The 22,149-nt window shown below is 60.4% G+C and carries 15 protein-coding genes; 11 read left to right on the top strand and 4 right to left on the bottom strand.

Annotated features, from left to right (window positions below):
- Positions 1 to 23 precede the first annotated feature (23 nt).
- Positions 24 to 668 carry a hypothetical protein gene (locus KP703_RS00560; protein WP_215753468.1) on the top strand — a complete coding sequence of 215 codons (645 nt, stop codon included), beginning with the start codon at positions 24 to 26 and terminating at the stop codon, positions 666 to 668.
- Here the strand turns inward: KP703_RS00560 and KP703_RS00555 are convergent.
- Positions 626 to 3,883 (bottom strand): AsmA-like C-terminal region-containing protein, encoded by a 3,258-nt coding sequence (locus tag KP703_RS00555; protein ID WP_252353718.1) that lies wholly within the window; start codon positions 3,881 to 3,883, stop codon positions 626 to 628. The genes KP703_RS00560 and KP703_RS00555 overlap by 43 nt on opposite strands.
- A gap of 38 nt (positions 3,884 to 3,921) precedes the next feature.
- Here KP703_RS00555 and KP703_RS00550 point away from each other — a divergent pair, with 38 nt between their 5' ends.
- Together KP703_RS00550 and bcp are read left to right on the top strand one after the other, a co-directional pair.
- Entirely contained in the window at positions 3,922 to 7,068 is a 3,147-nt protein-coding gene (locus tag KP703_RS00550; RefSeq protein ID WP_215753467.1) for a bifunctional [glutamine synthetase] adenylyltransferase/[glutamine synthetase]-adenylyl-L-tyrosine phosphorylase, read from the top strand.
- Positions 7,069 to 7,138: 70 nt separating this feature from the next.
- Complete coding sequence (gene bcp / locus KP703_RS00545) at positions 7,139 to 7,630, top strand: thioredoxin-dependent thiol peroxidase (protein WP_215753466.1); 492 nt, start codon at positions 7,139 to 7,141, stop codon at positions 7,628 to 7,630.
- Between the two features lie 40 nt (positions 7,631 to 7,670).
- Here the strand turns inward: bcp and KP703_RS00540 are convergent, their stop codons facing one another.
- The 3 genes from KP703_RS00540 to KP703_RS00530 all read right to left on the bottom strand — a co-directional run bounded on the left by KP703_RS00540 (position 7,671) and on the right by KP703_RS00530 (position 10,831).
- Positions 7,671 to 8,075, bottom strand: a complete 405-nt coding sequence (locus KP703_RS00540) for a hypothetical protein (protein ID WP_062272520.1) — start codon at positions 8,073 to 8,075, stop codon at positions 7,671 to 7,673.
- A gap of 129 nt (positions 8,076 to 8,204) precedes the next feature.
- A complete protein-coding gene (locus KP703_RS00535) occupies positions 8,205 to 9,467 on the bottom strand; it encodes an MFS transporter (RefSeq protein ID WP_062249865.1) in 1,263 nt (420 codons plus the stop codon).
- A 71-nt stretch (positions 9,468 to 9,538) separates the two neighbouring features.
- Positions 9,539 to 10,831 carry a dicarboxylate/amino acid:cation symporter gene (locus KP703_RS00530; RefSeq protein WP_215753465.1) on the bottom strand — a complete coding sequence of 431 codons (1,293 nt, stop codon included), beginning with the start codon at positions 10,829 to 10,831 and terminating at the stop codon, positions 9,539 to 9,541.
- A gap of 175 nt (positions 10,832 to 11,006) precedes the next feature.
- Between KP703_RS00530 and KP703_RS00525 the strand changes: the two genes are divergently transcribed.
- From KP703_RS00525 to rplA, 8 genes are all read left to right on the top strand, one after another.
- A complete protein-coding gene (locus KP703_RS00525; protein WP_215753464.1) occupies positions 11,007 to 12,287 on the top strand; it encodes a DNA recombination protein RmuC in 1,281 nt (426 codons plus the stop codon).
- Entirely contained in the window at positions 12,284 to 13,036 is a 753-nt protein-coding gene (locus KP703_RS00520; protein ID WP_062272527.1) for a response regulator transcription factor, read from the top strand. The genes KP703_RS00525 and KP703_RS00520 overlap by 4 nt, the downstream gene beginning before the upstream one ends.
- The gene (locus tag KP703_RS00515; protein ID WP_215753463.1) at positions 13,023 to 14,393 is read left to right on the top strand and encodes an ATP-binding protein; all 1,371 of its coding nucleotides are present in this window, start codon (positions 13,023 to 13,025) and stop codon (positions 14,391 to 14,393) included. The genes KP703_RS00520 and KP703_RS00515 overlap by 14 nt, the downstream gene beginning before the upstream one ends.
- Positions 14,394 to 14,509: 116 nt before the next feature.
- Complete coding sequence (locus KP703_RS00510; RefSeq protein WP_062141838.1) at positions 14,510 to 17,683, top strand: efflux RND transporter permease subunit; 3,174 nt, start codon at positions 14,510 to 14,512, stop codon at positions 17,681 to 17,683.
- Positions 17,680 to 19,026, top strand: coding sequence for an efflux RND transporter periplasmic adaptor subunit (locus KP703_RS00505; protein ID WP_062141837.1), 1,347 nt, complete (start codon positions 17,680 to 17,682; stop codon positions 19,024 to 19,026). Before KP703_RS00510 ends, KP703_RS00505 begins: the two co-directional genes overlap by 4 nt.
- The gene (locus KP703_RS00500; RefSeq protein ID WP_215753462.1) at positions 19,023 to 20,639 is read left to right on the top strand and encodes an efflux transporter outer membrane subunit; all 1,617 of its coding nucleotides are present in this window, start codon (positions 19,023 to 19,025) and stop codon (positions 20,637 to 20,639) included. The genes KP703_RS00505 and KP703_RS00500 overlap by 4 nt, the downstream gene beginning before the upstream one ends.
- Positions 20,640 to 20,745: 106 nt before the next feature.
- Entirely contained in the window at positions 20,746 to 21,177 is a 432-nt protein-coding gene (rplK, locus tag KP703_RS00495; protein ID WP_215753461.1) for a 50S ribosomal protein L11, read from the top strand.
- Between the two features lie 4 nt (positions 21,178 to 21,181).
- Positions 21,182 to 21,874, top strand: coding sequence for a 50S ribosomal protein L1 (gene rplA / locus KP703_RS00490; RefSeq protein ID WP_043552226.1), 693 nt, complete (start codon positions 21,182 to 21,184; stop codon positions 21,872 to 21,874).
- Positions 21,875 to 22,149: the final 275 nt, after the last annotated feature.

The raw sequence follows: 22,149 nt of genomic DNA, 5'->3' as shown, positions 1-22,149 counted from the left end.
CGTTACGACGGAAAGGAAAGGGTATGCGGTTGCGTTACCCTGTTGTGCTGGGTCTGGCGCTCGGCGCGCTGATTGCGCCCGGCGAGAGGGCATCTGGACAGTCGGTGGACCATGCACCTCAAGATGCTGGTGCAGGCACATCCGCCGGGGCTCAGGCCGTTTCCATCTGTGTCAAACCTCCGCCGGGAGCGGCGCGGGATACGTTGCTGGTCATACCCTCCGGCACTGTGCTGGTTGGTCAGGCTGCGCCGTCTGGCCGTCGGCAAAGTGCGCAGATGGAAGCCGTTGTCACCACAGAAACCGTAACGCTGACAGAAATGCAGCCCTGTAGCGGTGCGGATGCCTCCACGCTGGTGTCCCGCACGCGCCACTGGCTGGTGGACCCGGTGCGGCCTCAGGCGGCTGTGGTGTTACATCCGGTGGGGGAAGTCAGCGGCAATGGCGTGGATACGTCGTTTGAGGAAGAACCCGACGCGTTTCGCAGTGCTGTCAAAACAGGGGCCATTACGGCCCATGTGCAGGGCACCCTGAAAGAAACTGTCGCGCTGACGGAAACGCAGGCTGATATCCCCGAAGAACCCGATAACAGCATGGGCCCGGACTGGGCGCACAGCACCGGCTGGGATCAGAAGAGCTTACGCAAAACGCCGGGCAGCAGAACGGAATAGGGGTTTACGCTCAGATCCGGGTTTTCCAGCTTGCCCGCAATACCAAAGGTCATGGCAACAAGGCCGCCTTCTTTTTCCGGGCTGAACAGTTTGCCAATGCCGGGGAGCTTGCCGGGGAGTTTGTTGATCGCAAAAACCGGCACCACGGTCCCGTTCAGGTCCAGTGTGCTGTGGTCCAGGTCAATCTTGCCTTCCAGCGTGGCCCCCAGTGCGTCATTCCCCATGTGGCCATTCTCAATAGTCAGAACGCCGTCAGAAAACGCGACGGGCATGGTCAGGGTGGAGACTTCAAATTCTGGAGATTTGCGGGCATTTACCCAGCCATAGAGCGACAGATTGCGGGCCAGAAGCACCGTGGCAGGGGCTTTCTTCAACACAAACGGGCTGACATGCAGCGTGCCTTTGAAGGGTGCTGTAGCCTGTGTGTCATCAAACGCACCATTTAGCGTAGCGTGGCCGCCCTGCACGTTGGGCAGGATATTGAGGGCTGCCAGAAACCCGCCCATGTCCGGAATGGTCACATGCAGGGCGCGGGTGGCCCCTTTGGGTTCCAGCGTCATGGTGACGGGGGAGGGGCCGCGCATGGCAAAACGCATGCGTTCCAGACGCTGGCCGTTATCTTCAAAATGTCCGGTGACGGCCCGCAGGGGCTGCTTGGTCTGGCTGTAATACAGGGCGTTGGCCGTCATATCGATGGTCCAGGCGTTGCCCGGCGGCCCGTGCAGCTTGCCTGTCGCCGCTTCCGGCACATGCAGGCCGGGGGAGGCGGCCTGTTTGGGGGCGTTCGGGTCGCCTTCCATCAGGGGGGCGAGGTCCAGCGTATCGGCATAGACCCCCACCTGAATGGTTTTGTCCTGCGAGGCATAAGGCAGCACAAGGCGGGCATGGCCGGAGGAGCGTTCGATTTTGAAGGATGAAATCAGCAGTTCCGGTGCTGCTTTTTCCCGCAGCACGGCACGGCCCCGCACATCCAGTTCCGGCCCTGTGGCAAAAATTTTCTCAACGGAGGTAATTCGCCCGTCCAGCAAGGCGAGGGTGGCGGTGACCTGTGCCGTGCGGCCTGCTGCCTTATGCCAGAGGGGGATGACAATGCGGGAATGCTTCAGGTCAAGATTGATATGAACCGTGCCCTGCTTGTTCGCCTGCCGGGCATAATCCACACCGAGATCGGCGTTGCCGTAGAAATGCGAGCTGGTGTCGATGCCCGCAGCGGTCGCCGTTTCCGGCGTGATGCGGGTGAACAGATGCGCCTTTTCTGCAATTTCCTGCGGCTGCAGGGAGCGGAAATTCATGAAATAGGTAATGTCTGACGGCAGGCCACCCAGCACGCCATGCCCGTTCAGATCCATTTGCTGCGTGGTGGCGGCAATCTGGAACGTGCCATTGGTAATGGCGCGGCCTGCGACAACATTGCCCAGATGGGTGTGGCTGACCTGTGCGTGGGCGTCCACGATCATCTGATCCGTCGTGACATCACTTTCCAGCGGCAGGGTCAGGGAGAATTTGGCGCTGGCCTGCCCGGAGGGGCTGGTAAAGCTGATGGGGTGGCGGGCCAGCAGATGCAGCCGCGGTTCAGCCAGCATGGCCAGAAGATCCCGCAGATTGCCGTGCAGCTCCGTGACAATGGTGCCCATCTGGTCCTTTTTGGACAGACCGGTAATTTCCATGGAGCCGGGACCTGCAGCGACGCGCCCGATACCGGTGGCCCCCACATTCTTATCGGCCCGGTCCACCAGCTGATAGGCGTGGTCGAAATGGATGGTTAGTTTATCGAGATCATTCACCTCAAGATGCGCATCCAGGTGATGCAGCGGCGAGATGGGGCGCAGCCAGTGCACCGTAAGATCTGACCCTTCCACGCTCCCTTTGATGGAGGTGAGCTTGATGCCGTTCCAGCCTTTATCACTATGCAGCGTGACGGCGGTGTGCAGGTCATGCGCTGTGCCGTCGGTAATGTTGGTGTCCACCCATTTCCGGCCACCTTTTGCCGCTTTGGCGGGCCAGTAATTGGCAATATCGCCAAACGGAATGGTGGGAATATCGAGTGCCATCTGGCCAGACAGCACGGTGGGGCTGAACAGGTCGGACGCATTCAGCTGGCCCGTCAGGCTGACGGTGATGCCACCATTCACATCTTCCGGATGTTCCGGGTTCAGCAGGTCCAGCGTCAGACCTTGCAGCGTGATGGTGGCGGGCGTGTGGGTGGCAGAGCGGTGGTCAAGGGCCAGATGGGCCAGCAGAGACCCATGATTGAGCAGATAGGTGGAGCCACCGCCCTGAAGTTCGCCTGCGCCGAGATCGGTTTTCAGGTCCAGCCCCTGCGGGAGTAGCCAGCTGCTGTGGGGGGCGGGTGCAAAGACGGTATCCGCCGTCAGGCTCACCGGCACATCCAGCGTTTTCAGAGCCGGGGCCAGACCGGCAAAGGTGCTGGGGCGCACGGGGGCGAGGGCTGCATGCCACTGGATGGTGCCGTTATCGGTCTGTGTGCCCTGTGCCGTGACACTCAGCCGTTCCGTGCTGTCCTGCTCTGCCTGAAAGGTGAGGGCAACGGAGCCGGTCAGACCATTGCCCCCATGCAGGCTGACGGCATGCAGGGTAGAGGTGATGGGCGAGGCAATCCACTGCGTATGGGTCAGCCGGTCATCAATCGTAACCTGTGCGTCGGTCAGGCCAATGCGTTGCAGGGTGCTGGGGTCGAGCGTGTTGGTACTGTCAGGCGGCGTGGCAGGTGTGGGGGGGGCGTCCACATCCAGTCCGACGCTGCCATCTTTCTCACGCCGCAGGGCCATGCGCACGCCACTGAGATCCACCGTATTCAGTGCCACGCTGCCGTGGATCAGCGCCAGCGGGTCGAGCGTGACGTTGGCGGACTGAATGGTGTCGGTTGTGGTCTTGTCGGCTTTGAGAATGCGAACGTCATGCAATGAGAGCATAACAGGCACGCTCAATCCGTCCCGCAGACCATTCCATGCCAAATCGGCCCGCCGCAGCGTGAGGGTCGCGGCGGCGGGCTGACCGGGCTGCCCGTTGAGGACTGCAACCGGCAGGAAGGGCCGGACAAAAGGGGTGACGTTAACCGGCCCGAACAGCATGCGCATCAGCAACGCCGCCACACACAGCACCGGCAGCACCAGCACACCCACTGCCAGAACAGTCAGAACGCGCAGGGCCCGCTTGTGCAGGGGGCGCGGGAGGTCTTGACCCGTGGAAGTCAACGCAGCAACCCTTTGCGTTCAATAAGAATGGTCAGATTATGACAGCAAGTGTTGTTTCTTCTTACTTCCGGGATGTGCGGGCGCCGCGTGGCGCCCGCACACGTCTGTGGCCCGATGCGAACTGGGCCGCGCCCGCTGATGCGCAGGCGGCTACGCATTTTGCGCAGGATATGACGGTGGCTTTGCAGGAGGCCGGAGGGCCGGGCGATGTGCTGAACCTGCCGGGTGCTGAAGGGCTGGTTGCCTGTCTTGGGGGCAACAGCCCGTATCTGTCTGATCTGGCACGGCAGGACCCGGTGTTTTTTGCAACGCTGGTGCAAAGCGGGCCGGAGCCCTGTGCGAAGGACGTGTTTGCAGCATTTGCCGATTTTGACATCACATCGGGGCGAGAGTGTGTTGCCCGCTTCCTGCGTGAGGCCAAAAAACGCACAGCCCTGATATGCGCTGTGGCGGACCTTGGGGGATTCTGGTCGCTGGAGGAGGTGACGCAAACGCTCAGTCGGCTGGCGGACGCGGCGCTGGAAGTGGCTGTCAGACATTTGCTGTGGAGTGCTCATCAGGCTGGGCAGATTCAGTTACGAGACCCCAAACGTCCGGCGCATGCCAGTGGTTTTGTTGTGCTGGCAATGGGAAAACTAGGGGCACGGGAACTGAATTTCTCCTCGGATATTGATCTGATGGTGCTGTACGATCCGTCCGTGCAGTCTCAGCCTGATACCGTGCGGCGCGTCTTTATCCGTATGACTAGCGATCTTGTGGGCCTCATGGAAGCGCGGGATGCGGATGGCTACGTTTTTCGGACAGATTTGCGCCTGCGGCCAGACCCGTCCTCCACGCCTCCGGCAGTCTCCGTGCAGGCGGCCATCCAGTATTATGAAAGTCTGGGCCAGACATGGGAGCGCGCCGCCATGATCAAGGCGCGGCCGGTTGCAGGCGATATGGCGTTGGGGCGGCGGTTTCTGGCGGCCATTCGCCCGTTTGTCTGGCGCAGGCATCTCGATTTTGCGCTGATTGACGATATTCATGACATGAAGGCCCGCATTGACCGCTACCGCAAGGCGGGGCGCACCGGGCTGGCAGACCTGCCTGATGCGGTGCTGGCGGACCCGGCAGCCAGCCGTGACTGGCTGCTGGGCCATAACGTCAAGCTGGGGCAGGGCGGGATTCGGGAAATCGAATTTCTGGCGCAGGCCATGCAGCTTGTCTGGGGTGGGCGCGTGCCTGCATTGCGAGACCGTACAACCTTTGGCGCACTAAAAAAACTGGTGGGGTCCGCCTACCTCCCGCGAGAGGAAGCAGAAGTGCTGGCGCGGACCTACCGGTTTTTGCGGGATGCGGAACATCGGTTGCAGATGCGGGCTGACCATCAGACGCATGACCTGCCGGACCGCCCGGAGGCGTTTGATGCCTTTGCCGTGTTCATGAATTATACGGATGGCGAGGCACTGGCGCTGGAAATGCTGCCCCGCATGCGGGAAGCCCGGCGTATTTTTGAGCGGCATTTTGCCACCCCGCAGGTGAGCGCCCCCGCACAGGATGCGACCCTTCTGGCCGTGGCCCCGGATGATGAAAATTCTCCGGCCTTGCTGGAACGTCTGGGTTTTCCCGCTGCTCAGACAGAAGAGGCGGTGCAGGTGCTGGCCCGCTGGCAGACCAACAGCCTGCGGGCGCTGCGTTCCGAGCGGGCCCGGGCCTTGCTGCGTGGTTTGTTGCCTGCCTTGCTGGCCAGTTTTGCAGCGCGTAGTAACCCCTTGGCCTGCCTGCGGCGGTTTGAGGCCTTGCTGGCGCGTCAGCATGCGGGGGTGCAGTTGCTCTCCCTGTTCGAGCGGAACCCGGCACTGATTGACCGGATTGCCGCCCTGTTTGATTCCTCGGCCTTTCTGGCGAACCATCTGGCCGATACGCCCTCTGCCCTGGAAGGGCTGCTGGAACCCGAGCCCGAAGAAGGCCGCAACGTGCTGGACCGCCTGCGGCATCTGGCGACGGAAGTAGACTCAGCGGAACTGCTGGTGACGGCCCTGCGGCCTCTGCTGCGCGGGGAGGAGTTTCGTCTCTCCGTGGCTGTTCTGGAAGGTCGGCTGGGAGAAAATGAAGCTGAGAAGCAGCGGACCGCATTAGCTGATACCATCATGATCGTGCTGATGCGGGCCGTGGAAAAGGAGCATCAGCAGCGCTATGGACGTGTGCCCGGTGGCGGCATGGCCGTGTTAGCGCTGGGCAAGGCGGGCTCTCGGGAGATGATGCCGGGGTCTGATCTGGATCTGCTGCTGGTGTTTGATCACCCGGAGGATGTGCAGGTCAGTCAGGTGCCGGAGAATGCACTCAGACTTCAGAATGGTCTGCCGGTGCGTGCGCCCCGGTCTCTGGCGGTGTCGCAATATTATACCCGTCTGGCCCATGCTTTTATTGCAGCACTCACCGCTCCCGGCCCGGAAGGCCCGCTTTATGCGGTGGATATGCGGCTGCGTCCCTCTGGTGCGGCGGGGCCGGTCGCTGTCTTCCGCACCGCGTTCCTGAAATACCATGAAGACGCCGCCTGGACATGGGAACGCATGGCGTTGACCCGCGCCCGTGTGATTACGGCCCCCGTGGCACTCAAGGCGCGCTTGCAGGGCGATCTGGTGCGGATTTTGAACGGTGATTTGCGCAAGCCCCGACCCTCTGCCGAAACGCTGCTGGAGGATGCCCGGCACATGCGCGCCCGTCTGGCGCGGGATCTGCCAGCCTCCAGCCCGTGGGATATCAAACGCCGGGCCGGCGGGTTGATGGAGGTCGAGTTCATCGCCCAGATTCTGCAACTGGTGGCAGGCACGAAAGATGCCAGAAACCCCTGCACACGGCGGGCGCTGGCTCTGCTGAAAAAAGGTGGTTTGCTGAGTGCGGCGGAAACAAAACTGCTGCTGGAGGCCGATGCCGTCTGGCGACAGCTGCAATGTTTGCTGCGGCTGCTGTGCGGCCCTGTGCCACCTGTTGATCTGGAGCGGGGACTGGCGCCCGGCGCGGTAAGAATTCTGCTGCGTGTGATGGGAGAAGCCACTCTGCCGGACCTGATGGCGCGCACCGCGCATCTGGCGCAGGCTGTGCGGCAGATCTTTGAGCACCGCGTCGGGCCGCTTGGTGGGGAGGCCAGCTTTGCGGGAAAAGCTGCTGAAGAACGTTCCGCACCCTCAGCCGTTGAGTTTTGAAGGCTGTCTGACAGGGAAACTTTTCAGGCAGCGTTTTCCGATACATCATTTTTCAAGGAAAGAACCGAGCATGACAGATACGCAGGACACCACAAAAAACGGCCTGAAAGAGGGCGATACCGCTCCGGATTTCAAAATGGAGGCCAGTCGGGGGCGCACGGTCAGTCTCGCTGAGCTGAAAGGCAAACCATTTGTGCTGTATTTCTACCCCAAGGCGGATACGCCCGGCTGTACCAAGGAAGCCTGTGGCTTCAGTGAGGCTCTGGGGCAGTTTGAAGGGGCGGGGCTGACCGTGATCGGCGTCTCGCGCGATCCGCTCAAAGCGCTCGATAAATTTGCTGAGAAATATGACCTCACATTCCCGCTGGCCTCAGATGAAGCAGGGAGCGTGACGGAAGCCTATGGCGTGTGGGTCGAAAAATCCCTCTACGGCAAAACCTATATGGGGATTGATCGCACCACGTTCCTGATTGGGGCGGATGGCAAAATCGCCCGTATCTGGAAAAAGGTGAAAGTGCCGGGCCATGTGGAGGCTGTGCTGGACGCCGCGAAGGCTCTTTAACAGCACGCCTCCTGCAATCAGGCCCTCAATCCGGCTGGGGTTACCAGCCGGAGTAATAGCTGCCGGGGGCGGCGTAATAGCCCGGAGCAGGAGCCACCGGCACTGCGGGCACCACCGGCACGGCATAGCCCATAGCGGGCGGAGGCGGAGGTGGCGGCGCATAAGCCACCGGCGGCGGTGCGGCATTGCCCATGGCAGCACCGGCCAGAGCGCCAACAGCCAGACCACCAATCAGCGCGCCGGCAATGGCACCGCCACCGGGGCCACGGTGCCAGCCTCTGCGCGGGCCACCACCCCAGTAACCACCACGCGGCGGCGGAGGCGGACCACCCCAGCCGGGACGGCCCCAGCCGCCACCCGGATGCGCCTCTGCGGCGGGCAGTGTCGCCAGTGTCGTGCCTGCAATAAGGGGCAGGGCGAGAAGAAGTTTTGTCATACGGCGCATCGTGTGCCTCCTCGAAACTGACAGAGGAAACACCGGAGCGTCTCCTCTTCACGTCCTAATAACGCGCTGCCTCATGGCAATTTCAAGGCCGCTTCCGGGCAATTTGTGTCCCTTAAAAAAGGACGACTGTTATCCCTGATCAATCACGGTTGTGCGGGGCAGTGTCAGCACTGTCAGCAGTGTGACAAGGGCGCAGGCGGACACGTAATAGGCAAACCACATCTCGTGCCCCGCCTGCTTGCACCACAGCGCGACATATTCCGTTGTGCCGCCAAAGACGGACACCGTAACAGCATAAGGCAGCGCCACACCCAGCGCGCGGATGCGGGTGGGGAAGAGCTCCGCCTTCACCACCGCATTGATGGAGGTGTAGCCAGAGGCGATGAACAGCGCGCCCGTGATCAGCCCAAATGCGGCCCATGCAGAGTGAACACCGGAGAGAATGGTCAGCAGCGGGACGGTGCCCAGCGTGGCGCAGACGCCAAAATACAGTAGCAGCGGGCGGCGACCAATGCGGTCAGACAACGCCCCGAACGCAGGCTGGATGGCTGCAAAAATAATCAGGCAGGCAGAAGAGATCAGCGTTGCAGTCTCTTTGGGAAAGCCCAGCGTGTTGGCAAGATATTTCTGCATATAGATGGTGTAGGTATAGAAAATAACCGTGCCACCCAGCGTCATGCCACAGACCGTCAGTACGGCACGCGGGTGCTGAAGCAGGACGCGTAGTCCTCCTTTTTCCTTTTGTGTGCTCGTCTTTTCAAAACGCTCGCTCTCCTGCATGTGGCGACGCAGCCAGAACACCAGCAACGCTCCCAGCGCCCCGATAACGAACGGCACGCGCCAGCCCCATGCCGCAATCTGTTCCGGTGTGAGCAGGACATATTGCATCAGCAGCAGAAGCAGCAGCGCCAGCAATTGCCCCATAACCAGCGTGACATACAGAAAGCCAGACCAGAACCCGCGATGTTCCGGGGTAGCCATTTCCGCCAGATAGGTGGCGGAGGCTCCATATTCCCCACCCAGACTGAGGCCCTGTACCAGTCGGGCCAGCAGCAGCACGGCTGGCGCCAGAAGGCCGATTTGCTCATAGGTCGGGCAGACGGCAATGGCCAGCGAGCCAAAGCACATGGCTGTGACGGAATAAGTCAGCGCGGTGCGGCGACCATAACGGTCCGCCGCCATACCAAGCAGCCATCCCCCCACCGGACGCATGAAGAAGCCAACGGCAAAAATGGCTGCGGCATTCAGCAGCTCTGCGGTTTGGTTGCCACGTGGGAAGAAGGCGTGTGCGAAATAGATGGTAAAGGAGGAATAGACATACCAGTCGTAATATTCCAGCAGGTTCCCGGCAGAGCCTGCCAGAATGCCACGAAGGCGCTGCGCCGTTGTCATTCCGGTTCTCATGTAAAATCTCGCATCTGATAAGAGGCTTTTAAAGGCTGAAAAAAAGGAGAGGGGTGGCTTCAGGTGTCTGATTTTCCGCTCAGGGCTTTGTGGAGTTGCTGTGTGTCCAGAGAGTTTTCCCAACGGGAAATAACAATGGCAGCGACCGCATTGCCGACCAGATTGGTCAGAGAACGACATTCCGACATGAAGCGATCAATTCCCAGAATAAGCGCCATGCCACCGACCGGCACGCTGGGGACCACGGAAAGTGTTGCCGCCAGCGTAATAAACCCGGCCCCTGTGACGCCGGCAGCCCCCTTGGAGCTCACCATGGCAACAAGCAGGAGGGCAATCTGTTCCCCAAGGCCCAGATGCACGTCGGTCGCCTGTGCAATGAACAGGGCCGCGAGGGTCATGTAAATATTGGTGCCATCCAGATTGAAGGAATAGCCCATGGGCACCACCAGCCCGACAATCCCTTGCGGGCAGCCAGCGTTTTCCAGCTTGGAAATCAGCCCCGGCAGCGCAGATTCAGAGGAACTGGTGCCCAGAACAATCAGCAACTCTTCCTTGATGTAAGCCAGCAGGCGGAAAATGCTGAAGCCCATCATGCGGGTCACTAGCCCCAGAATACCGCAGACGAACAGAATGGCCGTCAGATAAAACGCCAGAACCAGCCCGACCAGATGCCCGATGGACGCCACGCCAAACTTGCCCACCGTAAAGGCCATGGCGCCGAAGGCCCCAATGGGGGCGACATACATCACCAGTCGCACCACGCCGAAGACCAGTTCCGTCAGGCTGCGGAACAGGGTGAGAACTTTCTGACCACTTTCACCCATCTGCGCGAGGCTGACGCCAAACAGGATGGCAATCAGCAGCACCTGCAAAATCTCGCCCGATGTGAAGGCCCCGGCGGTGGTGCTGGGGATGATGCGCATCAGGAACTCCGTAAAGGAGTGGGAATGCGCTTCACTCACAAAACTGGCGACGGAGCCGGTATCCAGCGAGGCAGGCTGGATATGCAGCCCCGCGCCGGGGCGGGCGATATTGGCCACCAGCATGCCGACAATCAGCGCCAGCGTAGAAAAACACAGGAAATAGGCCATGGCCTTACCTGCCACACGGCCTGTCTGTTTGAGGTCCGCCATCCCGGCAATGCCGGTGCAGACGGTCAGAAAAATGACTGGTGCGATGACCATCTTGATGAGTTTGACAAATCCATCCCCTAGCGGACGCAGGGCCGCGCCAATGTTGGGGAAGAAGGCGCCAACAAGAATGCCCGCAATAACCGCAATAATCACCTGAATATAAAACAGGTGCGCGCGGGAGGAGCCGGAGGGGGCGGAAGCAGTGGTAGGATGAGACATGGCGAAAAGGGTATTTTCCCGGTTTGTTCATTATTCTTGTCAACGCTGGAGCAGCGCGGCAAACCTGAATGCTGTTGTATACAGGCTCTTCGTTGCATTGGCGTCATAATTTATTACGGGGACCAGATCAGCACGAACCGGCCTCCCTGCCGAGAGAAAATGAGACGGATCACGGATGGATGATGGAATAATGCTGGTTGTTGTGGCTTTGGGAGCACTTGCGGTGGGAGCTGTGCTGGCCTGGCTGCTGGGTGGTGGCCGCAAGGGGCAGGGCGGGGCGGATGCGGATCTGCTGGCCCGGCTCTATGTGCTTGTGGAGCAGGAAACCGCCGCTGCCCGGACGGAAGCCGCGCACCAGAGAACGCATCTGTCGGAACTGGAACGGGTGATGACCGGGCGCATTGAGCAGGTGCGTTCCGAGCTGGCTGAACGTCTGGCTGGCATGGTTGGCAGTATGGGGCGGGAGCAGGCCGAAGTGCGGGCTGCGCAGGCCGAGGCCTTGCGGGAAATGGCGGAAACCTCCGCCCGCCAGTTGTCCGCCATTCGTGTGGCGGTGACGGATCAGCTGCATGAGGCCGTGGAGCGGCAGATGCAGACCTCCTTCCAGCGTGTGCTGGAGCAGTTTAGCGCCATGCAGAAGGCCATGGGCGAAGTGCGGGCGATGACGGCGCAGATCAGCGACCTCAAGCGCCTGTTTGGCAACGTGAAGACCCGTGGCGGCTGGGGGGAAGCGCAGCTCAAGGCCATTCTGGATGATGTGCTGCCGGAAGGGTCTTACGAATCGAACGTGCGGCTGGGGCCGGGGAATGATGTGGTGGAATTTGCCATCCGCATGCCGGTGCGCTCCAGCACACCGCCGGTGCTGCCGGTGGATAGCAAGTTCCCGACCGAAGCCTATGAGCGTTTGCTGAACGCCGTGGAGGACGGCGATGCGGTGGCTGAGAAAGCCGCCCGCAAGTCTCTGGAAAGCACTTTGCGGCTGGAAGCACGAAAAATTGCGACCAAATATATCCACCCTCCGCGCACGGTGGAATTTGCCGTGCTGTATCTGCCAACCGACGGCCTCTATGCGGAAGCGGCCCGCATCCCCGGCCTGATTGATGAAATTGGCCGGACCTGCCGGGTGATGATTATGGGGCCCGCTCTCATGCCCGCTCTGCTGCGCACGGTGCATCTGGGTTATGTCACGCTGGCGCTGGAAGACCGGACGGAAACCATTGCCCGCCTGCTGGGCGCAACCCGACAGGAAATGATCCGCATGGATGGCGTGCTGGAAAAACTGGCGCGCAATGCGCAGGCTATGTCAACATCCATTGAGGAAGCCCGCAGGCGCACGCGTGTGGTCAGCCGCCGATTGCGGGAACTGGATGCCCCGGAGACGGAAGACGTAGCGCTTAATCCTGAAATGGAATTTACTGGCCCTGAACCGGGGAAAACAGCATCAGGACAGTTATGACGGAAGAGACAGCACTGAACACAGATCCGGATACAGCACAGCTCGGCCAGCCCCGAGGCCCCGAGCAGTCCAGAGGCGTTGTGCTGCTGATAGAAGATGACAGCGCGATTGCTGAGGAAATTGTGGGCGAACTGACGGCCCATGGTTTTGAGGTGCGACACGAGGAAACCGGCGATGCTGGTCTTACGGCAGCCCTCACGGGTGAGGCGCACGTCATGGTGGTGGATCGCCTGCTGCCGGGTATGGATGGCCTGAGCGTGATTGAGGCGGTGCGCCAGCGCGGCATCCGCACGCCGGTGCTGGTGCTGTCCGCTCTCTCCGCTGTGGATGACCGCGTGACCGGTCTGAAAGCAGGCGGCGATGATTACCTGACCAAGCCCTTCGCCATGGAAGAGCTGATGGCCCGGGTGGAAGCGCTGCTGCGCCGCCCGGATGATACGCGCAGCACCCAGTTGCGGGTAGGGCCGCTCTCCATGGATCTGATCGAGCGACGCGTCTGGCGGGATGGGCGGGAGATTGAGCTGCTGCCGCGCGAGTTTCGGTTGCTGGAATATCTCATGCGCAGGCCCGGGCAGGTGCTGACCCGCTCCATGATGCTGGAAGATGTCTGGCAGTATCGCTTTATTCCGCGCACCAATCTGGTGGATGTGCATATCGGCAAGCTGCGCCGCAAGGTGGATGCGCCCGGAGAAGAGCCGCTGATCCGCAGCATTCGCGGCACAGGATTCCTGCTGCGTGTTCCTGACTGAGCTTTTCCGCACCGCAACCTTCCGCCTCACACTGGCTGCTCTGGCGGCCATGGCAGGCGTGATGGTGATGCAGTTCGGGCTGGTTTATACCCAGATGGAAGCGGTGGAATCCCGTCGCTCGACCGAACTGCTGCGTGGCGAGGCCCATTTACTGGCGCAGATGACGCCGGAACATCTGGAATATGTCATCCGCAAACGCGCAACGGATGATCTGCGGCTGGTCATCAGCAGTGCCGGACTGTTTGACGCCAGCCGTGCCCTGATTGCCGGGGATCTGCACGCATGGCCCAAAGGGCTCGTAGCGGACGGCAAACCGCATAATATCGAAATCTACCCGGAGGAGGGCGCTGCCTATCCGCTGCGCCTGCTGGCCGAGACCTTGCCGGATGGCACCATTCTGGTGCTGGGGCGCAGCTTTCACCTGCTGGCTGAGCAGAAGCTGATGCTGCGGCATGCCACGGTGGTGGCGGCTATTCCCACTCTGTTATTCGCCCTGTTGCTGGGCATGGTGCTGAGTCGCCGTGCGTTGTTCCGGGTGAAGGAAATGCACGAGGCCATTGACCTGATCATGGCGGGCGATATCCACGAGCGCCTGCCTGCCGGGAAGGAACGGGATGATCTGGAGCGTCTGGCAGGGAGCGTGAACCGCATGCTCGACCGTCTGGAGCACCTGATGGACGGAATGCGGGAGGTCGGCAACGATATTGCGCATGACCTGCGCACACCGCTCTCCCGCGTGCGCGCCAAGCTGGAGCGTGCCCTGGCCTCTGGTGGCGAGCGCGAGGCGCTGGAAGATGCCGTCAGTGGGGCTGTGGGCAATCTGGACCAGTGTTTGGGCATTATCACCGCCCTGTTGCGGATTGCGGAGCTGGAAAGCAGCCGCCGTCGTGCCGGGTTTGCAACCGTGAACCTGAACGATCTGGGTGCTGACGTGGTTGATCTCTATGAACCGATTGCGGAAACGGAGGGGGTGACGCTGGTTATGCAGCCGACCACCGTGCCGGTCTGTCTGGATGGGGACCGGCATCTGCTGATCGAACTGCTGGTCAATCTGGTGGATAATGCCATCAAATTTACCCCGGAGGGTGGGGAAGTGACGGTGAGTGTAAGCCGTCAGGCCGGCATAGTCTATTTGACTGTGACCGACACCGGCATTGGTATCGCTCCGGAAGAACGGGGCGCGGTGCTGTCCCGCTTTTACCGCTCGGACAAGAGCCGCCATGTGCCGGGCAGCGGGCTGGGCCTCAGCCTTGTTTCCGCCATTGCCCACCTGCATGACGCGACGGTGCAGATCGATGCGGGGCCGGAAGGGCGTGGAACCCGCTTCACTGTTATATTTGTGTTACAACATTCCTGAAACGCCCAGATTAAAAGCATTTTTATTGGCGCTGAGAGGGGATGTCTGTATCTCAGTTTGTATGAGCGATTTATCTGGATGCTGGCGTTTAGACGTGTCGGCAGGGGCTGTCATGTATGAATGAGATTGTCGTAACGGCGCTTAAAAAGCCGTATACCTTTGTGGTACTCTCCATTCTTATTCTGGTGTTTGGTATCAGAGGTGTCTTCACGACACCGACTGACGTCTTCCCCAGTATCAAGATCCCGGTGGTGGCCGTGGTCTGGACCTATACCGGCCTGATGCCGGAGGATATGTCCGGCCGTGTGGTTTATTACTACGAGCGCGCGCTGACCGCGACGGTGAACAATATCGAGCATATTGAAAGCCAGTCCTATTACGGCCGCGGGATCGTCAAAATCTTCTTCCAGCCTGGCACGGATACCGCCGTGGCGCAGACGCAGATCACCTCGGTCTCCCAGACCGTGATCAAGCAGATGCCCACCGGCTCCACGCCACCGCTGGTGCTGGCCTATAATGCCTCCTCTGTGCCGGTCATCACGTTGCAGGTCTCCTCGACCTCCATGACGGCCTCACAGATCTACGATATGTCGTCCAACCTTATCCGACCGGCGCTGGTGTCTGTTGCGGGGGCGGCCATCCCGAACCCCTATGGCGGCCAGCCCGGTAACGTGATGGTCGATCTGGATCCCGTCAAACTGCTGGCCCACCGGCTCTCGCCCATCGATGTGTCCAAAGCCCTTAACAGTCAGAACATTGTGCTGCCCGCGGGTGACCAGCGGATTGGCGCGTTTGACTGGATGGTGCAGACCAACGCTTCGCCGCGGGATATGGATGACCTCAACATGCTACCCATCAAGCAGGTGGGGAATGCTGTGGTCCGCCTGCAGGACGTGGCGTGGGTGCATCAGGGCGGGCCGCCGCAGACCAACCTCGTGCTGGTTAAAGGCCAGCAGGGCGTTCTGATTGTGGTCATGAAGAGTGGTGACGCCTCGACACTGGAAGTTGTGGCGGGCGTGAAAAAGCTGCTCCCCGGGATCGTGAAAACCCTGCCCGAAGGCGTCAACATCAAGGTGCTGAATGATGCCTCCACTTTCGTGAAGGAATCCGTGCAGGACGTGCTGCGGGAAATGCTGACCGCTGCCTGTCTGACCGGGCTTGTGGTGCTGCTGTTCCTCGGTTCCTGGCGCTCGACTGTCATTATCGCCACCTCCATTCCGCTGGCCATGCTGTGCTCCATTATCGGGCTGGGCTGGGCCGGGCAGACCATTAACGTCATGACCCTCGGCGGGCTGGCGCTGGCCGTGGGTATTCTGGTGGATGATGCCACCGTGATGATTGAAAACATCGATGCGCATCTCGAGATGGACAAGGATCTCGAGACCGCGATTATCGATGCTGCCAATCAGATCGTGATCCCGACCTTCGTCTCCACGCTGTGTATCTGTATTGTCTGGATGCCGCTGTTCCAGCTGACCGGCGTTGCGGGCTGGCTGTTCATGCCGATGGCTGAAGCCATCATCTTCGCGATGATCGCCTCCTTCATCCTTTCCCGGACCCTCGTGCCGACTATGGCGAAATACATGCTGGCTGCTCAGGTGGCCGCGCATGCCCATGGTCCGGTGGAACCTAAAACCATTTTCGGCCGGTTCCAGAGGGGGTTTGAGCACAAATTCGAGCAGTTCCGTCACGGATACCAGAACCTGCTGACCCATCTGGTCGCCACGCGCGGCACGTTCATTCCGGTGTTTGTGGTGTGTTCGCTCGGGTCTCTGGGGCTGCTGTTCTTTGTGGGGCAGGACTTCTTCCCGGAAATCAATTCCGACACCATGGCCATTCACATGCGCGCGCCGCTGGGCACCAAGCTCTCAGAAGCTGGCAAGATTTCTCAGCTGGTGAATGACGAAATTGAACGCACGCTGCCGGGGCAGGTGGAGAGTATTGTCGATAACTGCGGTCTGCCGTTCAGCCCGCTTAATCAGGCCTATATTCCCACCCCCACGGTCGGCACGCAGGATTGTGACCTCACGGTCTCGCTGAAAGACCCGGACTCCCCAGTGGCAGAGTATCGCCGGATGATCCGCCATAATCTGGGTGAGAAATTCCCCGGCACGCAGATTTCCTTCCTGCCGGGCGATCTGACCGCCAAGATCCTGAACTTTGGTCTGCCGTCGCCGATTGATGTGCAGATTACGGGCCGCAACCTTGCAGAGAATTTCCGCTTTGCTAACCGTCTGGCCGACCGCCTGCGGCACGTCACGGGGCTGACAGATGTATCTGTCCAGCAGCCAATGACAACGCCCACCCTGCGGGTCAACACGCGGCGAACCTACGCGCTGGGTACGGGTATTACGGAATCCGACGTGGCGAACAACGCGCTGGTTTCGCTCTCCGGTAGCTCTCAGGTGGGGCAGGTCTACTGGCTGGATACCAAGACGGGTGTTTCGCATCTGATTGATATCCAGACGCCAGCGACCTTCCTGCAGACCATGAATGATCTGGAAATCACGCCCATTGATAAGGGTGACGGCAACCCGACGGGCCAGACGCCGCAGATTCTGGGTGGTCTGAGCCAGATCGTGCAGACTGGCACGCCGGGTGAAGTCTCGCACTATAACATTCTGCCGGTGTTCGACATTTACGCCTCCAACGAGGGCATTGACCTCGGCACGGTCTCCCGTGAGGTGGAGCGTATTGTGGATGAGGTCCGCCCGGACCTGCCGCATGGCTCCGCACTGGAAGTGCGCGGGCAGGCGGTCACCATGAACAGCGCCTATGCGCAGCTGCTCGGTGGCCTCGCCATGTCCGTGCTGCTGGTCTACCTGCTGATTGTGGTCAACTTTCAGTCCTGGCTGGACCCGTTCATCATCATCACAGCCCTTCCGGGCGCACTGGCCGGGATTTCCTGGAGCCTGTTCCTGACGCACACCACACTTTCGGTGCCTGCGCTGACAGGGGCCATTATGTGCATGGGCACGGCAACCGCCAACGCCATTCTGGTGGTGTCCTTTGCGCGGGAGCGGCTGGAAGAGCATGGCGACGCCATTAAGGCCGCCATTGAATCCGGGTTTGAGCGTATTCGCCCCGTGCTGATGACGGCCTCCGCCATGATTATCGGGATGTTGCCAATGTCCCTCAGTAATTCTCAGAACGCGCCACTGGGCAAAGCCGTCATGGGCGGCCTGCTGGTGGCAACAGTTGCAACCTTGCTATTTGTGCCATGTGTTTTCGCCATGCTGCATAATCGAAAAAAGCCGACCACGACGACGGAACAGGGAGAAGGCGCATGAGCGGGTATCATGAAGACGGTGGCCAGCCGGAGCAGACCACACAGCATGATGCGGCGTCTTCCCGCAAAAGGACGATCGGGATCATCATTGTCGCGATAGTCGCCATTATTCTGGCGGTCGTCGGCATTGTGCAGCGGCAGGCGCATTACATGCATCTGGCCCGGGAAACGCAGGAAAACGCGATACCCGCCGTGCAGGTCATCTACCCGCAGCCGGGGCCGTCTGTCCGCACGCTCTCGCTGCCAGCCAATATCGCCGCATGGTATCAGGCTCCCATTTACGCGCAGGTCTCTGGCTACGTGAAAATGTGGTACAAGGACTTTGGTGCCGTGGTGAAAACCGGCGATGTTCTGGCGGAAATCGACACGCCGGGACTGGATGCCCAGTATGCCGCCGCCAAGGCCAATCTGGATGTGGCTCAGGCCCGCTACAAGCTGGCGCAGATTACGGCGCGGCGCTGGAAGGCGTTGCAGGGCACGCAGGCTGTCTCGCAGCAGGAAGTGGACGTGCAGGCTGCCAACGCCGAGGCCCAGCAGGCACAGGTGGAAGCCGCACGCCATGACGTGGAACGGTTTGCAGCACTTGAAGGATTCAAGAAAATCGTCGCGCCGTTTGATGGTATCGTGACGTCGCGTTTTGCGGACGTGGGTGATTACGTGAATGCCGGGCGAGGGGATGTGGACTCTCACGGGAATGCCACGGAACTGTTCAGCGTGGCGGATGTGCATGCCATGCGCGTGTTCGTCGCTGTGCCGCAGGACTATGCGGACATTATCTCCCCGCGTCTGGAAGCCGATCTGAGCATCCCGCAATATCCGGACCGCACCTTCAAGGCGAAATTCCTGGCGACCGCGACCGCCTTTAACGCTTCGACCCGTACGGTGACGACGGAACTCACGCTGGACAACAAATCTGGCGAACTCTGGCCGAACTCCTACGCGACCGCCAACTTCAAGGCACCGGGTGACCCCGATATGCTGATCCTGCCGGAAGGTGCGATTATTTTCCGCGCGGAAGGCACACAGGTCGCGCTGGTGGATGATTCCAACCATGTGCATCTGGTGGGTGTAACGGTCGGGACCAATCTGGGCACGACGGTGCAGATCCTGCGCGGTGTGAAGAAAACGGACCGCGTGGTGAACAGCCCCTCTGCCGGCCTGCTGGATGGCCAGAGCGTAAGGATTGTCAAAGGTACGCCGGGCTACAACGTCGCTCCCAAAAAGCCGACCCCGCCTAAGGCAGAGCAGAAGGCTCCGGCTGAAAAAGCCGAGCAGGGCAACGATGATATCCGCGCCATGCCGGAAGATAATCAGCCAGCGGCAGAAGAAGGAGGCCGCCCATGACAGGGCGCGCCGTGACGCTGCGACTGAAGCGGAGTTTTCTGGTTGGTCTTTCGCTGGCCACCATCCTCTCGGGGTGTGACATGGCCCCGCGCTACAACCCGACAAAACTGAAGCTGCCTGCCCAGTGGGAAGGGCAGAATCACGGGGTTCTTCAGCCCGGTCAGCCGGCAGATGATGTGATCCGCCCGGACTGGTGGACCATGCTGGGAGATCCGCAACTCAACCAGCTGGAAGAGCAGGCCATGCGCCTGAACCCGAGCCTTCAGGCGCAGGCGGAAGCCTTCATGCAGGCGCGTGATGTGGCGATGGAAGCCAAGTCCCACCTGTATCCGCAGGTCAATGGTGCTGCGAGCGGTGAGAAATATAAGGGCTCGCGCCACAGGCTGTGGCGCGGGGCAGGGTCCGCCGGGCCGGTCTATATGTCGTCCGAGCAATATTCGGGCACAGCGACATGGGAGCCGGATTTCTGGTCGGCCATCCGCAACAAGGTGCGCATGGCCAAGCAGGGCACGCAGGCCGAGGCAGCGGCCTATGCGCTGGCACGCCTGAGCCTGCAGGCCGAACTGGCGAGTGATTACGTGACGCTGCGTGGTCTGGATGCGCAGGATGCAGTGTATCGGGATTCCATCCGCTACTATCAGACGGCAGTGCAGGTCACCAAAATGCGTCTGGCAGGGGCGATTGCGCCGGGGATGGACGTCTCACGTGCAGAAACCCAGCTCTACACCACGCAGGCGCAGGAAACCGAAGTGCGCTCCCAGCGGGATGTGATGGAGCATGCCATTGCGGTGCTGGTGAATCAGGCTCCGGCCTCGTTCCATATCGCGCCGGTCACGCGTCTGGGGTTTGCTGAGGCGCAGCCGCCGGTTGCTCTGCCATCCACGTTGCTGGAACGGCGACCGGATATTGCGGAGGCCGAGCGGCGTATGGCGCAGGCCAACAGGGCGATTGGTGTCTCGCGTGCGGCGTTCTATCCGCACATTACCTTCAACGCCATGACGGGCTTCATGGATAACGGGTTTGACCTCGCGTCTCTTTCCAACTCCATGTACCAGTTTGGCGTGCAGGCACTGCTGCCGCTGTTTCAGGGTGGGCTGCGGCGTGCTGAGCTGCAACGCAACTGGTCGCAATACCGGGAGCAGGAAGACCTGTATCGCAGCACTGTGCTGGATGCGTTTCAGGAGGTGGAAGATAACCTGACGCGCACCAACCGCCTGAAGACGGAAGCGCAGCAGCAGAGCAGTGCAGTGGATGCCGCCCTGCATACCCAGACCATGACCATGGCGCTCTATACCGGCGGCCTGACCAACTACCTTGATGTGGTGGTGGCACAGGTGGCGGCGCTGAATGCGCGTATTGCCCTTGTGCAGGTGCAGACCCGTGCTGTTGATGCGCGTGTGGAGCTGATTCGCGCGCTGGGTGGTGGCTGGTCTCGGGCAGAACTGCCGCAGTCTGATAAAATCATGCCGTTCCACCCGTTGCAGTATGGTAATCTGCGCCATGCAGCCCCGCTTGGTGGCATCAGCACACAGACTGATCCGGCTGCTTCTGACCTGACATCGGGTAGTGCAAATATGCGTCAGCCTCTTGACACAAGCGGCGCGCACCGGTAAGCGCGCCTTTCCTATCGGAACGCGGGAGGCTCGTCCTGTGCCATAACCATGGCTCAGAGGAGTCGTGAGAACCGCGGTCCGGGTTCAATAATGAGGAGTCCCGGATATGGCCAAAAAAGTTGTTGGCTACATCAAGCTTCAGATTCCTGCTGGTAAAGCGAATCCTTCGCCGCCGGTTGGTCCCGCGCTCGGTCAGCGTGGTCTGAACATCATGCAGTTCTGTAAAGAGTTCAACGCCAAGACCCAGGGTCTTGAGCCTGGTATGCCGATCCCGGTCGTCATCACCGCTTATGCAGACCGCACGTTCAGCTTCATCACCAAGACGCCGCCGAACACCTACTTCCTGCTGAAAGCTGCCAAGATTTCCAAAGGCAGCCAGACGGTTGGTAAGTCTGCTGCTGTTGGCAAGGTGACCATGGGTCAGCTGCAGGAAATCGCAGAGCAGAAGTTCAAAGACATGAACGCTAACGATATCGATGGCGCTGTGCGGATGCTGGCAGGTTCTGCCCGCTCCATGGGTCTGGCGGTGGAGGGCTGAGAGCATGGCTAAGAACAAGCGTATTGCCGCTGCACGCAGCAAAGTCACTCACGGTCAGTCTTACGGTCTGGACGAAGCTATTTCTCTGGTAAAGGGCAATGCAACGGCCAAGTTTGACGAAACGGTTGAAATCTCCCTCAATCTGGGCATCGACCCGCGTCATGCTGACCAGATGGTCCGCGGTTTCGTTTCCCTGCCGAACGGCACGGGTAAGACGCTGCGCGTTGGCGTGTTTGCTCGTGGCGCGAAAGCTGAAGAAGCAACCGCTGCCGGTGCCGATGTTGTTGGCGCTGAAGACCTGATGGAAAAAGTGCAGGCTGGCGAAATCGAATTCGATCGCTGCATTGCGACCCCGGACATGATGGCTCTCGTTGGTCGTCTCGGTAAGATCCTCGGTCCGCGTGGTCTGATGCCGAACCCGAAGCTGGGCACCGTGACCATGGACGTTAAGGGTGCTATCACGGCAGCCAAGTCCGGTCAGGTCGAATACCGCGCTGAAAAAGCCGGTATCGTGCATGCAGGCATCGGCAAAGCTTCTTTCGATGAAGCGAAGCTGATTGAAAATGCTCGCGCATTCATCGATGCCGTGCAGAAAGCTCGCCCGACGGGTGCAAAGGGCACGTATCTGAAAAAGATCGCTCTTGCGTCCACCATGGGCCCGGGCGTTCAGGTCGATATCTCAGCTTTCGCAGGCTGAGTTTGAGATGCTGCTGTGCCGGGCTTCGGTCTGGTGCGGCACATTAAGGGAAGTGCCTTCGGGTTGCTTCCCGATCCTGTCCGAGATCACACGTGGCCTTGTGCCGTAAAAAACCTTACAGGTTTGCGCGTGTAAGACGGGGATGCTGGTTGCAGGCTGTTTTTCGGCAGGCTCCGGGTATTCCGTTTGAAGGACAGGCGAGCGGATTTCGCACTGTTTTTGTGAAATCCTGAGGGCAACCCGCTTTATTCGGCCAAGGCTGGATGAAGCAAGAC

Origin of the sequence: Acetobacter sp. P5B1 (genome assembly GCF_018811985.1) — a bacterium.
Lineage (GTDB): Bacteria > Pseudomonadota > Alphaproteobacteria > Acetobacterales > Acetobacteraceae > Acetobacter > Acetobacter cerevisiae.
This window is presented reverse-complemented; position numbering and strand designations above follow the sequence as displayed.

Bases quoted from the DNA above. Each gene is read 5' to 3' on its own strand.
- bcp (WP_215753466.1), top strand. From the start codon at position 7,139: ATGACAGATACGCAGGACACCACAAAAAACGGCCTGAAAGAGGGCGAT.
- rplA (WP_043552226.1), top strand. From the start codon at position 21,182: ATGGCTAAGAACAAGCGTATTGCCGCTGCACGCAGCAAAGTCACTCAC.
- KP703_RS00505 (WP_062141837.1), top strand. From the start codon at position 17,680: ATGAGCGGGTATCATGAAGACGGTGGCCAGCCGGAGCAGACCACACAG.
- KP703_RS00525 (WP_215753464.1), top strand. From the start codon at position 11,007: ATGGATGATGGAATAATGCTGGTTGTTGTGGCTTTGGGAGCACTTGCG.
- rplK (WP_215753461.1), top strand. From the start codon at position 20,746: ATGGCCAAAAAAGTTGTTGGCTACATCAAGCTTCAGATTCCTGCTGGT.
- KP703_RS00500 (WP_215753462.1), top strand. From the start codon at position 19,023: ATGACAGGGCGCGCCGTGACGCTGCGACTGAAGCGGAGTTTTCTGGTT.
- KP703_RS00550 (WP_215753467.1), top strand. From the start codon at position 3,922: ATGACAGCAAGTGTTGTTTCTTCTTACTTCCGGGATGTGCGGGCGCCG.
- KP703_RS00510 (WP_062141838.1), top strand. From the start codon at position 14,510: ATGAATGAGATTGTCGTAACGGCGCTTAAAAAGCCGTATACCTTTGTG.
- KP703_RS00560 (WP_215753468.1), top strand. From the start codon at position 24: ATGCGGTTGCGTTACCCTGTTGTGCTGGGTCTGGCGCTCGGCGCGCTG.
- KP703_RS00540 (WP_062272520.1), bottom strand. From the start codon at position 8,075: ATGCGCCGTATGACAAAACTTCTTCTCGCCCTGCCCCTTATTGCAGGC.
- KP703_RS00520 (WP_062272527.1), top strand. From the start codon at position 12,284: ATGACGGAAGAGACAGCACTGAACACAGATCCGGATACAGCACAGCTC.
- KP703_RS00535 (WP_062249865.1), bottom strand. From the start codon at position 9,467: ATGACAACGGCGCAGCGCCTTCGTGGCATTCTGGCAGGCTCTGCCGGG.
- KP703_RS00530 (WP_215753465.1), bottom strand. From the start codon at position 10,831: ATGTCTCATCCTACCACTGCTTCCGCCCCCTCCGGCTCCTCCCGCGCG.